The sequence below is a fragment of the Bacillus paralicheniformis genome, from assembly GCF_001042485.2.
GTDB lineage: Bacteria > Bacillota > Bacilli > Bacillales > Bacillaceae > Bacillus > Bacillus paralicheniformis.
In genome coordinates this window covers 401,088-415,913 of the sequence record NZ_LBMN02000004.1, presented here as the reverse complement: position 1 = coordinate 415,913, position 14,826 = coordinate 401,088, and the positions used below count along the sequence as shown (strand labels likewise).

At 49.2% G+C, this 14,826-nt stretch carries 12 protein-coding genes; 3 read left to right on the top strand and 9 right to left on the bottom strand.

Annotated features, from left to right (window positions below):
• Positions 1-31: 31 nt before the first annotated feature.
• The 5 genes from ACH97_RS04335 to ACH97_RS04315 all read right to left on the bottom strand — a co-directional run bounded on the left by ACH97_RS04335 (position 32) and on the right by ACH97_RS04315 (position 6,597).
• Positions 32-1,171, bottom strand: coding sequence for an acyl-CoA dehydrogenase (locus ACH97_RS04335; protein ID WP_025810636.1), 1,140 nt, complete (start codon positions 1,169-1,171; stop codon positions 32-34).
• A gap of 12 nt (positions 1,172-1,183) precedes the next feature.
• Positions 1,184-2,314 (bottom strand): acyl-CoA dehydrogenase family protein, encoded by a 1,131-nt coding sequence (locus ACH97_RS04330; RefSeq protein ID WP_025810635.1) that lies wholly within the window; start codon positions 2,312-2,314, stop codon positions 1,184-1,186.
• A 12-nt stretch (positions 2,315-2,326) separates the two neighbouring features.
• Positions 2,327-3,190 (bottom strand): 3-hydroxybutyryl-CoA dehydrogenase, encoded by an 864-nt coding sequence (locus ACH97_RS04325; RefSeq protein WP_023857058.1) that lies wholly within the window; start codon positions 3,188-3,190, stop codon positions 2,327-2,329.
• Between the two features lie 16 nt (positions 3,191-3,206).
• Entirely contained in the window at positions 3,207-4,385 is a 1,179-nt protein-coding gene (locus ACH97_RS04320) for an acetyl-CoA C-acetyltransferase (protein ID WP_023857057.1), read from the bottom strand.
• Between the two features lie 97 nt (positions 4,386-4,482).
• Positions 4,483-6,597 (bottom strand): (Fe-S)-binding protein, encoded by a 2,115-nt coding sequence (locus ACH97_RS04315; protein ID WP_048350412.1) that lies wholly within the window; start codon positions 6,595-6,597, stop codon positions 4,483-4,485.
• 149 nt (positions 6,598-6,746) lie between these two features.
• Here ACH97_RS04315 and cls point away from each other — a divergent pair, with 149 nt between their 5' ends.
• Positions 6,747-7,937 carry a cardiolipin synthase gene (cls, locus tag ACH97_RS04310; protein WP_026580253.1) on the top strand — a complete coding sequence of 397 codons (1,191 nt, stop codon included), beginning with the start codon at positions 6,747-6,749 and terminating at the stop codon, positions 7,935-7,937.
• Between the two features lie 73 nt (positions 7,938-8,010).
• Positions 8,011-8,277, top strand: coding sequence for a hypothetical protein (locus ACH97_RS04305; RefSeq protein ID WP_023857054.1), 267 nt, complete (start codon positions 8,011-8,013; stop codon positions 8,275-8,277).
• Positions 8,278-8,362: 85 nt separating this feature from the next.
• Here the strand turns inward: ACH97_RS04305 and argS are convergent, their stop codons facing one another.
• The 4 genes from argS to speE form a co-directional block, all read right to left on the bottom strand.
• Positions 8,363-10,033 carry an arginine--tRNA ligase gene (argS, locus tag ACH97_RS04300; RefSeq protein WP_023857053.1) on the bottom strand — a complete coding sequence of 557 codons (1,671 nt, stop codon included), beginning with the start codon at positions 10,031-10,033 and terminating at the stop codon, positions 8,363-8,365.
• Complete coding sequence (locus tag ACH97_RS04295) at positions 10,030-10,458, bottom strand: YwiB family protein (protein WP_023857052.1); 429 nt, start codon at positions 10,456-10,458, stop codon at positions 10,030-10,032. Before ACH97_RS04295 ends, argS begins: the two co-directional genes overlap by 4 nt.
• Before the next feature lie 155 nt (positions 10,459-10,613).
• Positions 10,614-11,486, bottom strand: coding sequence for an agmatinase (gene speB / locus ACH97_RS04290; protein WP_023857051.1), 873 nt, complete (start codon positions 11,484-11,486; stop codon positions 10,614-10,616).
• Positions 11,487-11,540: 54 nt separating this feature from the next.
• Positions 11,541-12,371 (bottom strand): spermidine synthase, encoded by an 831-nt coding sequence (speE, locus tag ACH97_RS04285; protein WP_035337912.1) that lies wholly within the window; start codon positions 12,369-12,371, stop codon positions 11,541-11,543.
• 368 nt (positions 12,372-12,739) lie between these two features.
• Here speE and ACH97_RS04280 point away from each other — a divergent pair, with 368 nt between their 5' ends.
• On the top strand, positions 12,740-14,812 hold the full coding sequence (locus ACH97_RS04280) for a transglycosylase domain-containing protein (RefSeq protein WP_057957814.1): 2,073 nt from the start codon (positions 12,740-12,742) through the stop codon (positions 14,810-14,812).
• Positions 14,813-14,826 lie beyond the last annotated feature (14 nt).

Below are 14,826 nucleotides of genomic sequence, written 5' to 3'. Positions count from 1 at the left end.
CCAAACCGTGCCAGACGGCTGTTTTCCGCCATTATTTCATCAGCATTCTCGAAATGACGAGCTTCTGTATTTCCTGCGTTCCTTCATAGATTTGAGTGATTTTTGCATCGCGCATAAAGCGCTCGACCGGATAATCCTTTGTGTAGCCGTATCCGCCGAATATTTGCACGGCCTCCGTCGTCACTTTCATAGCCGTATCCCCTGCATATAGCTTCGACATCGCGGAAGCTTTTCCATAAGGCAGCCCCTCTGATTCCAGCCATGCCGCCTGGTAGGTTAAAAGCCTTGAAGCTTCAATCTCCGTCGCCATATCAGCCAGTTTAAAAGCGATGCCCTGCTGCTCGGCGATCGGCCTGCCGAATTGCTTCCGCTCTTTCGCATACGCCTTCGCCGCCTCAAATGCACCCTGGGCAATCCCGACGGCTTGAGCGGCAATTCCGTTTCTTCCTCCATCAAGCGTCTGCATTGCGATTTTAAAGCCTTCACCTTCCCCGCCAAGGCGGTTTTTTAAAGGCACGCGGCAGTCCTGAAAGATAATTTCGGTTGTCGGCGATGAACGGACGCCCAGCTTCCTTTCTTTTTTTCCGACAGAAAAACCGGGAAAATCCTTTTCAACGATAAAAGCGGTTGTGCCTTTATGCTTCTGTTCCGGTGCAAGGTTGGCAAACACGATGTAGATGTCTGCAATTCCGCCGTTTGTGATAAAGATCTTCGTTCCATTTAAAATATAATCATCACCATTTCTGACCGCGGTCGTTTTCATGCCGCCGGCATCAGAGCCTGAACCGGGCTCCGTCAATCCGTAGGCGCCTATCTTTTCACCGCGGGCCATCGGCTTTAAGTATTCATGCTTCTGTTCTTCCGTTCCAAATGCATAAATCGGCCAGCCTGCAAGCGAAGTATGTGCTGACAAGGTGACGCCCGTTGAGGCGCAGACTTTCGAAAGCTCTTCTACTGCGATGACATAGGCGAGGTAGTCACTGCCGATCCCCCCGTATTCCTCAGGCCACGGTATTCCCGTCAACCCCAATTCCGCCATTTTGGAAAACAGTTCCATGTCAAACCGCTCTTCCTCATCCCGCTCCTTTGCAGTCGGCTCCACCTCTTGACGGGCAAAGTCGCGCACCATCTTCTGTATCATTTGGTGCTCTTCACTCAGCTTAAAGATCATTCTTTTCCCCCCTTATAAATGCTTACCGATGACGATCCGCTGGATCTCGCTTGTGCCCTCATAAATTTCACACACTTTCGCATCCCTGAAATATCGTTCAGCGCTGAAATCCTTTGTATATCCAAAATCTCCGAGCAGCTGCACGGCCTCTCCGGCGACATACATTGCCGTTTCCGAAGTGAACAGTTTGGCCATTGAAGCAGCCTTTCCCGTCTGGACGCCTTGTTGTTTCAGCGAAGCGGCCTGATAAACGAGAAGCCTGGCAGCCTCTGTCCTCGCCGCCATGTCGGCCAGCTTAAAAGCAAGCCCTTGTCCGTTCTTATACAGCTCTCCGTCCGGATACCGTATTTTTAGAAATTCGATGGCTTCAGAAAGCGCTCCTTCGGCGATGCCCAGAGCCTGCGCCGCAATTCCGATCCGCCCGGTATCCAGATTGGAAAGGGCCATTTTGAATCCTTTACCTTCCTTCCCCAGCAGCTGCCGGGCGGGGATGACAGCGTTATCAAAATTTAAAGTGACCGTCAGTGAACCGTGAAGCCCCATTTTCTCTTCATTTTTCCCAATAAAAAAGCCCGGCGTGCCCTTCTCCACGATAAAAGCCGAAATGCCCCCCGTTCCCGCTTTCGGATCGGTTGAAGCAAAAACAAGATAAATGTCGGCTGCTCCGCCGTTTGTGATAAAAACTTTCGTACCGTTGAGCACATAGGTATCGCCGCGCTTTTCGGCCCTGGTTTTTAGACTGCCCGCATCGGAACCGGCACTCGGTTCGGTTAAACAAAAGGCTCCCAAGTACTGCCCTGCTGCCAGCTTTTTAACATAATGTTCTTTTTGCCGCTCATTTCCGTATAAAAGAATGGGAATGGTGACAATTGACGTGTGTACAGATAGAACCGCGCCAAGAACGGCGCTTTTCTTTGACAGCTCATGGATGATCATTATATAGGTGATAAAGTCATGACCGGCCCCGCTGTACTTAGCCGGAATCGGAAGCCCCATCCAGCCGCGCTCCGCCATTTTCTTCAAAAGAGAGGTTGGAAAACGCCCTTTCTCCATTTCAGGTACAAAAGGAGCGACCTCCTGTTTAACAAATTGCCTGACAATCTTCTGCATGCGGGTCTGCTCTTCTGTAAACTGAAAATTCAAGGTCACCCCTCCTTATGTCGGCTGCTTTTCGTACGTATAAAACCCTCTGCCCGTTTTCTTTCCGAGACGTCCTGCGCTGACATATTGTTTAAGGAGCGGACAAGGCCGGTATTTATCATCGCCAAAACCTTCATGCAACGTCTCCATAATATACAGACACGTATCCAGACCAATCAGGTCAGCGAGAGCCAGCGGACCCATCGGATGGTTCATGCCAAGCTTCATGATTCCGTCTATGCTTTCTTTCTCGGCGACGCCTTCATAAAGCGCAAAAACCGCCTCGTTAATCATCGGCATTAAAATGCGGTTGGAGATAAATCCCGGAAAATCCCGCACCTCGATCGGAACCTTGTTCATCCGCTCCGCCGCAGCCACGACGGTTTCATATGTTTCGCCGCTCGTCTCAAGCCCCCTGATGACCTCGACAAGCTGCATGACCGGAACCGGGTTCATAAAATGCATGCCGATGACATTTTGAGGTTTTTTCGTGACGGAAGCGAGTTCCGTAATCGACAATGACGATGTATTTGATGCCAATAGGGCTGAGTCTTCGGTCACTTCATCAAGCCGTTTGAAAATCTCTTTTTTTACATCCATTTGCTCAACAGCCGCTTCAATGATGAGAAAAGCTTCCCGCGCATCGTCGAGCGAAGCCGAAGGAGAAAGACGCTGGTAGATTTGCTGTACGTCTCCATGCGGAAGCTTGCCTTTTTCCGCCTGTCTGACTAGCTGGCCGGAAATGCGCTTCATTCCCTTTTCAATTTGGTCAGGTGATACGTCGTACATGTAAACATTGTATCCGGCCTGGGCAGAGACCTGGGCGATCCCGGCCCCCATCTGGCCGGCTCCGATGACCATGATCGTGTCTTTTTTCATTTAAAATCCCCCTTTTTTATACCTCGATCATCACGGCGTCTCCCTGACCGCCGCCGCTGCAAATGGCAGCAATACCTGTACCGCCGCCGCGCCGTTTTAATTCGTACATAAGCGTCAAAATGATTCTTGCCCCGCTCGCGCCGATCGGATGACCTAGCGCAATGGCGCCGCCGTTGACATTGACCTTCTCCATGTCAAGGCCCACGATCTTTCCGCTTGCCAAAGCTACCGCGGCGAACGCTTCATTGATTTCAAACAGTTTGATATCAGAAAGCTCAGCTCCGGTTTTGTTAAGCAGTTCTCTGATGACAAGCCCTGGGGTTTTCGGGAAGTCTTTGGCTTCGACTGCAATGGATGTGTGCGCTTTAATGACGGCGGACACATTCACATTGAGTTCCTTTGCCCTGTCTTCATTCATCACGATAAGCGAGCATGCTCCGTCATTTACCCCCGGCGCGTTTCCCGCAGTAATTGTCCCGTCGTGGTCAAAAACCGGAGCAAGCTGTGACAGCCTTTCCAATGACGTATCGCGCCGCGGAGCTTCATCTTGATCAACCGTTAATTCGCCGCCCCGCTTCTGCGGTATACAAACAGGGACGATCTCTTCTCCGAGCGCACCTGAAGCTGCAGCCTGTACGGCCCGCATGTGGCTCCTGAGCGCCCATCGATCCTGTTCTTCTCTTGCAATCTCCAACTCTTTCGCAGCGGCATTTCCGTAGGAGCCCATATGAACACCCGTAAATGAGCATGTCAGCCCGTCTGTGATCATCAAATCTTTAACCGCTCCGTCTCCCATTCTCAGCCCCCATCTCGCTTTTTGAAGCAAATAAGGGGCATTTGACATCGATTCCATACCTCCTGCTGCAATGACCTCCGCATCACCGGCCCGGATGATCTGATCCGCCATTGTGACGCTTCTTAAACCTGAAGCGCACACTTTATTAATCGTTTCCGTTTTGACATCCCACGGCAGTCCCGCAAAACGCGCAGCCTGTCTCGACGGCAGCTGCCCCTGTCCGCCTTGAAGAACGGAACCCATAATGACTTCATCGACATCCTCAGGATGTACACCGGAACGTTTTAATGCTTCTTTTACGGCGATTCCGCCGAGCTCCGCTGCCGTCTTTGACTGAAGCGCGCCCCCGAGTTTTCCAAAAGGCGTGCGCGCGCCGCCTGCAATAACCGATCTCGCCACCTGACATCCTCTCCCCTTATCATGATTTGTGCATACCGAAGATAAAAGAAGGCGGAGATCCGGCTCACACCTTCTTTATTCAAAACCTGAAATCCGTCTATGAAGCATGTTCTTTTTGTTCTGAGCCGAATACGGCGCGTTCAAGCAGCTCCGCCACATCGTAGGTGCCGACCTGATCCTCCATTTCCTTGGCTTTTGTTCCGTCGCCTAGCATCGTCAAACAATACGGACAGCCCGAACTGATGACAGAAGGTGAAGCGCTGAGCGCCTGCTCCGTTCTGGCAACGTTGATCCTTGTGCCCGTCTCTTCCTCCATCCACATGAGACCGCCCCCCGCTCCGCAGCACATTCCGTTTTCACGGCTGCGTTCCATTTCCACTAAATGGATGCCCGGAATGGAGCGCAGAATATCGCGCGGCGGTTCGTAAACCTCATTGTAGCGGCCCAAATAGCATGAATCATGAAAGGTGACGGTTTCGCGAACCGGAAACTCAGGTTTCAGCCTTCCTTCTTCAATAAGGGCAGCGAGAATTTCTGTATGATGATACACCTCCGCTTTCAGACCAAAATCAGGATATTCATTTTTAAAAATATTGTATGCATGCGGATCGATGGTTACAATTTTTCGAACATCATTTTTTTCAAATTCTTCAATATTTTTTGCGGCAAGCTCCTGGAATAAAAACTCGTTGCCAAGCCGCCTCGGCGTATCGCCTGAATTTTTTTCTTTATTGCCTAAAATCGCGAACGTGACCCCGGCTTGATTGAGAAGGCGCGCGAAAGCCATGGCGATCTTCTGGCTTCTCCGGTCATACGATCCCATCGACCCGACCCAGAACAGGTATTCAAAGGCCTCGCCTTTTTTCTTCATTTCTTTCACTGTCGGCACCTTAACGTCGTCTCTCATGTCACGCCAGTTTTCGCGTTCTTTTCTGTTTAATCCCCAAGGGTTACCCTGTCTTTCAATGCTCGTCATGGCGCGCTGGGCATCTGCATCCATTTTTCCTTCTGTGAGCACGAGATAGCGGCGGAGATCGATGACCTTGTCGACGTGCTCATTCATGACCGGGCACTGATCTTCACAATTCCGGCACGTTGTGCATGCCCAAATTTCCTCTTCGGTGATGATGTCGCCGATTAAGCTCGGATTGTATAGCTCTGAAGCAGCCGCTTCTCTTGATCCTTCTCCTCCCGCCGCCATGGCCAGCTGGTTGCCTTTCGTATGCTGAAAGAGAGGCGCGGGAACCCAAGACGTTTTCGATGTTACTGCTGCTCCCTTTTCTGTCAAATGGTCTCTGAGCCGCAAAATCAGATCCATCGGCGAAAGCATCTTGCCTGTTCCGGTAGCCGGGCACATATTGGTACAGCGCCCGCATTCAACGCACGCGTAAAGATCGATCAGCTGGGATTGCCTGAATTCCTCGATCCGTCCGACGCCGAACGTTTCTTTTGTTTCATCTTCAAAATCGATTTTTTGAAGCTTTCCCGGGTTTGTCAGCCGGCTGAAAAATACGTTTGCCGGTCCGGCAATTAAGTGGGCGTGCTTTGACTGCGGCACATAGACTAAAAATGTCAGTAAGATAAGAAGATGCGCCCACCATGCCGCATAGAACACTGCCGCTGAGGCGGTTTCTCCCATGAAGCCGAGGGCAAAAGCGATGCCTGATGCCATCGGTTCGTGCCATGATAATGAATGTTCATGCCAGATCATGTTCATACCGTTTCCGAGTAAAACGGTAAACATCAAGCCGCCGATCAGCATGAGCACGATCCCCGACTTCAAATTGCGCTTCAGTCTGACGAGTTTTTCAATATAGCGCCTGTGAAAGGCCCAGACCACCGCAATTAAAATCATCAACGTGACGATTTCCTGAAAAAACGTAAACGCCGGGTAGACGCTGCCAAGCGGAAGTCCTTGATCGGGAACGAGCCCTTTCAAAATAAAATCGATCGCTCCGAACTGAACGAGAATAAAGCCGTAAAAAAACATGACGTGGATAATGCCGCTTTTTTTATCTTTAAGCAGTTTCTTTTGGCCGAACACGTTCTCCCATATCTTTTGAAGGCGCTCCTTCGTCCGCTTATCAAAATCCTCTTTTTGTCCGAGCCTGATGTAACTGATTCTCGTTCGGATCAAGTAGACAAACAGATAAACGGCGTAAGCGGTTACACCTAAAAACGCAATGAAATTCAACCACAATAAGACATTCATCAGCTGCTCCCCCTTTCATTTCCCCAACCTTAAATCCCCTTGAACTACCTTTATCTTAAATAATGAATGAGTGTTCAGTCAATATGTTTTCATAAATGCAGGAAATTAGGGGGACACTATTCTTTACACGAAAAAAGGGAGTGTCTTCATTGGTGCCGCTTATGATTATGGTATGTTTTCTCATCCTGCTTCTTGCGCTCGATTTCCGTTTCGGCCGCAAAGCCTTTGAAAGGAAAGCCTACGAACCCGTTTTTTCAGAGAAGAAAAGCGATATTGAACTGATTCATAACGGAGAAGACTTGTGTGAGCGGCTGCTGGATGACATCCGCCAGGCCGAATCGTCGGTGCATGTCATGTTTTATATTGTGAAGAACGATGATATCAGCCTTGAATTTTTAAAAATGCTGAAGGATAAAGCGAAAGCCGGCGTATGCGTACGCTTGCTGATTGACCGGATCGGCGCGATGAAGGTAAAGAAAAAAACGCTGTCAGACTTGAAACAAAGCGGAGCGCACGTTTTTTTTGTCAACAATCCGGGCTTCCCTTATTTCTTTTATCGACTGAATGCAAGAAATCACCGGAAAATCGCCGTCATAGACGGAAAGATCGGCTATGTGGGCGGATTTAACATTGCGAAAGAATACCTTGGTAAAAAAGCGGAATTCGGCCCGTGGAAGGATTACCATTTGCGAATGACGGGGGAAGGTGTTGCCGACTTGCAGCACATTTTTTTATCAGACTTCAATAGAGAAGCGCCGCTATCACAGCCGGACAGCGGTATGTTCCCGCCGCTCCATCAAGGAGCTGTCACCCATTCGATACATGCGACAAAAGGGTTTTCTCTGGAAGGAAAATACATTTCATTTATTGATCAGGCAAAAGAAAGAATCATGATTTGCACGCCGTACTATATTCCGAGTCCGGCTTTGCAGCAAGCAGTTCTTTCAGCCAGGGAAAGAGGCGTGATCGTCTCGGTTCTCGTGCCGATGAAAGCCGACCATCCGCTTGTCAAAGAGGCCGCCTACACGAACTTTCCCGCACTTTTGGAGGCGGGTTGCTATATTTACCGGTACTACAGAGGCTTTTATCATGCAAAAGCATTGATCGTCGACGACCGGCATGTGATGATCGGAACATCAAATTTTGACAATCGAAGCCTGTTTCTCAATGATGAAGTGAATGTCGTCATCCATGATAAAGACTGGACAAAACAATTCTTTGACGTCGTCAAGGAAAGTATTGAACACGCCGAGCTTCTGACAAAGGAGCGGTATGCGAAGCGGCCGGTGATGCAGCGGCCCATCGAATGGCTGGCGAAATCGATTTCATATTTTTTATGAATCGTACGTTTATCCTGCATAACATGCGGGTAACATTTCACCAAAGTGATGATTACATACGGAGGGATATATGATGAACCAAGCAGAGTCGATTAAGCTCCGCGCACAATCGATGACATTAAAAAACTTGATTGAGCTGTACAGACTTTGCCGCTCAGCCAGACATCAGCTATATATATGCTCAAGAAAAACAATGTGCAAAATTAAAGATTTAATTGAACTGGAAATGTTCAGAATGGCCAATCGCGAAAATGAGTGCCTGATTGTCATCGAAGGGAAGATGGCGCAGGAGTTAGTAAGAAAAGCACAATCGATTCTTTCTGACGCTCAAGTTCAATAAGGGAAGGCGACGGACCTTCCTTGTGTGAGACGCCTCCTCACCAAATCAAGAAAAAATCCCCCGTTCAAAGGACGGGGGATTCGTTTTACATTTTTTCAGGAGCTGATACGCCGATCAGCTTGAGTGCATTATTTAATGTGATTTGTGTTGCCTTCATCAATGATAAACGCGCTCGGCTTTTTTCTTCATCTGCCGGATCGAGAACTTTCTCAGCATTGTAAAAACTGTGGAGCACAGATGCCAATTCAAAAATATAGTTTGTAATGCGGTGCGGAATCCGCTTCTCTGCGGCATCGGCGACAGCCTCAGGGAACGAGCCGATCACTTTAAGCAGATCATACTCTTTTTCAGAAGCGATTTTCGTCAGGTCAAGGTTCCCTTCAAATGAAATACCTTTTTCTTCGCCTTGTCGCAGCATGCTGCAAATTCTCGCATGAGCGTACTGCGCGTAGTAAACCGGGTTTTCATTCGATGTGGAGACAGCCAGGTCAAGATCAAAGTCCATGTGCGTATCGGCGCTGCGCATCGCAAAGAAGTAACGCACCGCGTCAAGGCCGACCTCATCAATGAGATCGCGCATTGTCACAGCTTTTCCGGTTCTTTTGCTCATCTTCATTTTTTCGCCGTTCTTGTAGAGATGGACGAGCTGGATGATCTCGACCTCAAGCGTTTCTTTGTCATAACCGAGCGCTTCAATGGCCGCTTTCATGCGCGGGATATAGCCGTGATGGTCCGCTCCCCATACGTTGATCAGCTTTTGGAAGCCGCGGTCAAGCTTGTCTTTGTGATAAGCGATGTCAGGCAGAAGATACGTGTAGGACCCGTCTTTTTTGATCAGGACGCGGTCTTTGTCATCGCCGAACGCCGTCGAGCGGAACCATGTCGCCCCGTCTTCTTCATAGATGTGCCCTTTTTCGCGAAGGGCTTCGAGCGCCTGATCGATCTTTCCGTTTTGGTAAAGCGATGTCTCTGAGTACCAGACATCAAATGGGACACGGAAATTCTCGAGGTCTTCACGAAGTTTGCCTAATTCGTACTTTAAGCCGTATTCACGGAAAAACGCGAGGCGTTCGCTCTCTTCTTCATGAACAAAACGGTCGCCGAATTCATCGGCGAGCTTTCGGCCGATTTCCTTAATGTCTTCGCCGTGATATCCGTCTTCAGGCATCGGCTTGTCTTTTCCAAGCGCCTGAAAGTAACGGGCCTCGACGGATAATGCGAGGTTGTTGATTTGATTGCCGGCATCGTTGATGTAATATTCGCGGCTCACTTCATACCCCGCTTTTTCAAGTACATTGCAGAGAGAATCTCCGACAGCGGCTCCGCGGGCATGTCCAAGATGCAGGTTGCCCGTCGGGTTTGCTGAGACGAATTCCACCTGAACGCGTTCTCCGCCTCCGATATTTGTTTCACCGTAGGCCTCTCCTGCTTCAAGCACAGCCGGAATGAGCTTCGTTAAATATTGATTGTTCATGTAGAAATTGATAAAACCCGGTCCTGCGATATCAAGTTTGTCGATCGACGCTTTTCCTTTATCAAAGGATGCGACGATTTCCTCGGCAATATTCCGCGGCGCTTTTTTGGCGATTCTCGCCAGCTGCATCGCCATGTTAGTGGAATAGTCTCCATGCGACTTGTCTTTCGGGACTTCCAATACGACTTCGGGAATCTCGCTTTCTGCGGCGAGGCCGGCTTTCATGACAGCTTCTTTAATTTCCTGCTTCAGCACATCTTTCATTTGTTCGACTATGTTCATGACTCGTGTCCTCCTCTATACGAAATCGACATCATATGTAAATGCTTTTGTTCATCGCTTACAATCATATCGTACTCAACGCTGATCTTTCCGTCTGGCGGCTGCCGGGTGACTGATACGGATTTTGTATCCACGCCAAGCTCGAGCCTGCCGAAAGGCATTTTATAATGAGTGACGGTGCGGCTGCCCGGCCTGAAACGCTGTTTCATTTCAATGGCGCCGGAACGCATCACCAGAACTTCGTTTTCGCTTGCTTTTACGATCGTCTTCACCTTTCCCGCATCATGCTCTTCATGATAAGAAAGATATATTTTATCTTTTTTCATATAATAAAACCCAGTTGTCCGGAACTCGATCGTTTCCGTGTCCGATCCTTCCCGGATAACAGATTTCACATGGATATTAACGGGTGTCTCCTGGTTCATTCCGACACTTCCTTTTTTGATCCGATTTGACTTGATTAGTATAATCATTCGGGAAAAAAAGTTCAACCGCTGCTCCTTTATACCATCTTAACAGAACGGACGGGAAGATAAACCATTTTCTAAGAAAAAAGCCGTCCCGAAAAAGGACAGCCTGTTTATTTCACCCAGCCGAGCAGCATTTCGCGAATCAGCTTGCTTGCCGTATTTGCGGTTTGTTCCGAATGGTCGTAGACCGGAGCGACCTCAACCAGGTCTCCTCCAACGACGTTGACGTCTGAGCGGGCGATTTCGTGAATCGAAGCGAGCAGCTCTTTTGATGTGATGCCTCCGGCGTCAACCGTACCGGTTCCCGGCGCATGAGCGGGATCTAAGACATCGATGTCAATCGTTACATAAACCGGACGCCCTGCGAGTTTCGGCAGGACGGATTTAAGCGGCTCAAGCACTTCAAATTTGGAAATGTGCATACCGTTTTCGTTTGCCCATTCAAACTCCTCTTTCATACCGGAGCGGATGCCGAATGAATAGACATTGCCGGGACCGATCAGTTCCGCTGCTTTGCGGATCGGCGTCGAATGCGAGAGCGGCTCTCCTTCATAGTCGACGCGGAGATCTGTGTGCGCATCCATATGGATGATGGCAAGATCGGGATATTTTTTATACATCGCTTTAATAACCGGCCATGAAACGAGGTGCTCTCCTCCCATTCCGAGCGGGAATTTTCCTTTTTCTAAAATGCTGTCAACATATTCTTCAATCATGTCGAGGCTCTTCTGCGGGTTCCCGAAAGGCAGCGGGATGTCGCCGGCGTCAAAGAAATGAACCTCGTCAAGCTCCCTGTCCAAATAAGGGCTGTATTCTTCAAGCCCGATGGACACCTCGCGGATTCTCGCCGGACCGAAGCGCGATCCGGGACGGTAGCTGACCGTCCAATCCATCGGCATGCCGTAAAGGATGGCGTCCGCCTCTTCCCAATCGGGGCGGCTTGCGATAAACACCTTGCCGGAATATGCTTCATCAAATCTCATCTTCAAAAACCTCCCTGAAAAAAAGCGCAGAATACCATCCTGCGCCAAACTGTTTTATTTGATTAAATCGCTGACGAATTTCGGAAGGACGAATGCCGCTTTATGAATTTCTTTTGTATAGTATTTCGTCTCAATATCGAAGAAGCGACTGTCCTCCACTTCAAGAGGATCGTATTTTTTCGAACCGATCGTAAACGTCCACAATCCGCTTGGATATGTCGGAATGTTGGCCAAATACAGCTTTGTAATCGGAAAGATCTCTTTTACATCGCGCTGAACGTTAGTGATCAGTTCAGGTGTAAACCAAGGGTTGTCCGTCTGAGCAACAAAAATGCCGTCTTCCTTTAGCGCATTTGCTATGCCGGCGTAAAAGCCTTTTGTAAACAAGTTGACAGCCGGCCCTACAGGCTCGGTTGAATCGACCATGATGACATCGTACTCATTTTCAGATTCTGCAATGTGCATAAAGCCGTCATCGACCTTTACTTCGACGCGCGGATCGTCAAGTTTGCCTGCAATGGAAGGCAAAAATTTCTTAGAGTATTCGATCACCTTGCCGTCGATATCGACAAGCGTCGCTTTTTTGACGCTCTGATGCTTCAAAATTTCACGGATGACGCCGCCGTCTCCGCCGCCGACCACAAGTACATGCTCAGGGTTCGGATGCGTAAACAGGGGCACATGCGCCACCATTTCGTGGTAGACAAATTCATCTTTTTCAGATGTCATGACCATGCCGTCAAGAAACAGCATGTTGCCGAATTCTTCCGTCTCGGCCATTTCGAGCTTTTGAAAGTCCGTCTGCTCTGTATGTAAAGTCTTGTTGATTTTCATCGTAATGCCGAAGTTTTTCGTTTGCTTCTCTGTGTACCAAAGTCCGCTCAAAGCGTCATCTTCCTTTCGTGATAAGCTGTATTTCCATCTATTTTTCTCGCCTGCGGCGACGATTATTCTGCACTGAAGCATCGGCTTTTGCCTAAGGAAAAAGTATAGAGGAATTGCAGGTGATTGTAAAGACGGATCGATTCATTTTCAGGAGTCATTCCATTCCCGACGGCTGTTTTGGGCTGAGCTTGCCACAGATGTACATAAGCTTATTCTGCAGCGGCGACTGCCAAAACTGAGGATTCCTCCGGTTGCTCTGTTAATCGCCTCCTAGAGGGTCTGCGGTTTTTTCCTTCCCGCTTGTTTAAACCCTCCTCTTTTTCCTCATAATGATAAGAACATTTATTTATCCGGGAGGAGATTTGAACATGGACATGATGACGGACAAGCGGGTCCGTTTAACTATCAAGACGATACGCGCATTTTTGTTCATGGGAGCATTGATGCTGATCTTCCTTTCAATCGTTGTCATGACGGTGGTCCTGGCAGCCAAATGGCAAGGCGCTCCTTCGATTCAGGTGCCGAGGTCTACCGTGCTGTATGACGGAAGCGGAAAGCAGATAGGGGAGACGCATTACGGGCAAAAGCGGTACTGGGTTTCGCTGAAGAGCATCAATCCCGCCGTCATCGATGCCACACTTGCCGTTGAAGACCGGAACTTCTTCCGGCACCACGGCTTCGACTATATGAGGATGGGCGGCGCCCTCATCGCCGATCTAAAGGCGATGTCCAAAGTTCAGGGAGCCAGCACCATTACACAGCAATATGCGAGAAACCTCTACCTCGGCCACGATAAAACATGGAAAAGAAAGTGGAATGAAGCTTTTTATACGATACGGCTCGAACAAAACTACACAAAGAAAGATATTTTGGAAGGCTATTTAAATACGATTTATTACGGGCATGGAGCCTACGGAATCGAAGCTGCTTCCCGGATGTATTTTGGCAAACGGGCCAAGGATATCAATGCGGCGGAAGCTGCGATGCTTGCCGGCATTCCAAAGGGTCCTTCCGTTTATTCGCCTTTTGTTAATGAAAAAAAGGCGAAAGAACGCCAGGAAATGATCCTGACAATGATGGAGAAAGAAAACAAGCTGACGAAAAAGCAGGCGGCAGAACTGAAAAAACTGCCGCTCCGCTTTGAAAAACAGGATAAGCAAACAACCGCTAAAACCGCTCCGTACTTTTATGACGAAGCGGTTAAAGAAATCGCGCGCTTGCTGCATTTGACACCGGAGCAAGCAGAAACCGGCGGCTACAACGTATTCACCACGCTCAACCCGCGTCTCCAAAAAATTGCCGAGGACACGATCGAACGCACGATTGATTCGTCATCTGACATTCAGGCAGGGTTTGCAGCGATCAATCCGTCCGACGGCAGCGTTCTCGCGCTTGTCGGAGGACGCGACTACGAAAAAAGCCCGTTTAACCGCGTAACCCAGGCTATGCGGCAGCCCGGCTCCACTATGAAGCCTTTCCTTTATTATTCGGCTGTTCAAAACGGTTTTACGCCGGCCACCCGGATGAGGAGCGCGGAAACGACATTTGAGCTCGGGCAAGGCAGCGCTTATTCGCCGAGCAACTATCACGGCTATTACGCAGACGGCCCGATCACTCTTCTTCAGGCCCTGGCTTTGTCCGATAACATTTACGCCGTGAAAACGCACCTTTTCCTCGGCATGGACAAACTGATTGATGCTGCAAAACAATTCGGCATCACGAGCCCGCTGCAAAAAGTGCCGTCGCTTGCGCTCGGAACATCCCCCGTGAAGCCGATTGAAATGGTGAATGGATACGCCATGTTTGCCAATGGCGGAAAAAAAATCGAACCTTCCTTTATTACGAAAATTACCGATTCGAACGGGGAGGTTCTTTACGAAAAACCGAAGCGAAGCAAACAAATCCTTGACCCAAGAGCGGCTTTTATCACGGCCAACATGATGAGCGGAATGTTCGACAAATCACTCAACGGCTATACATCTGTTACCGGGCGGACGATCGCAGATCAGCTGACGCGCCCATACGCCGGAAAATCGGGAACGACCAGCACCGACAGCTGGATGATCGGCTTTTATCCCGGCCTTGCTTCAGGCGTGTGGACGGGATATGACAAAGAGCGGACAATCGATGCCGTCGCAGAGAAAAACTATGCCAAACAAATTTGGGCCAAATTTATGGAAAAAGCGCTTGAAAACGCGCCCGCCGCAGCTTTAAAGCCGCCTGAAGGCGTGAAAGGGATGTATATTGACCCTGCTACAGGCTATGCGGCGGCGCCCAGCTGTCCGTCCAAATATTTCGCTTATTTTATCGAAGGTACTGAACCCGAGCAGGTTTGCTACGGAAAAGAAATCTATAAGGATCAAAAAGCCGGGCGCGAAAAACCCGCCGCTCCCCACAAGCGGGAAAAGTGGTGGGAAAAATGGTTTAAAAAAGAAGAATAAACTTTTTTGGGCGG

What these genes read in the sequence shown, in the direction of transcription:
- ACH97_RS04335 (WP_025810636.1), bottom strand. Translation starts at nt 1,171, where the DNA reads ATGATCTTTAAGCTGAGTGAAGAGCACCAAATGATACAGAAGATGGTG.
- ACH97_RS04325 (WP_023857058.1), bottom strand. Translation starts at nt 3,190, where the DNA reads ATGAAAAAAGACACGATCATGGTCATCGGAGCCGGCCAGATGGGGGCC.
- ACH97_RS04315 (WP_048350412.1), bottom strand. Translation starts at nt 6,597, where the DNA reads ATGAATGTCTTATTGTGGTTGAATTTCATTGCGTTTTTAGGTGTAACC.
- ACH97_RS04305 (WP_023857054.1), top strand. Translation starts at nt 8,011, where the DNA reads ATGAACCAAGCAGAGTCGATTAAGCTCCGCGCACAATCGATGACATTA.
- argS (WP_023857053.1), bottom strand. Translation starts at nt 10,033, where the DNA reads ATGAACATAGTCGAACAAATGAAAGATGTGCTGAAGCAGGAAATTAAA.
- ACH97_RS04295 (WP_023857052.1), bottom strand. Translation starts at nt 10,458, where the DNA reads ATGAACCAGGAGACACCCGTTAATATCCATGTGAAATCTGTTATCCGG.
- speB (WP_023857051.1), bottom strand. Translation starts at nt 11,486, where the DNA reads ATGAGATTTGATGAAGCATATTCCGGCAAGGTGTTTATCGCAAGCCGC.
- ACH97_RS04280 (WP_057957814.1), top strand. Translation starts at nt 12,740, where the DNA reads ATGGACATGATGACGGACAAGCGGGTCCGTTTAACTATCAAGACGATA.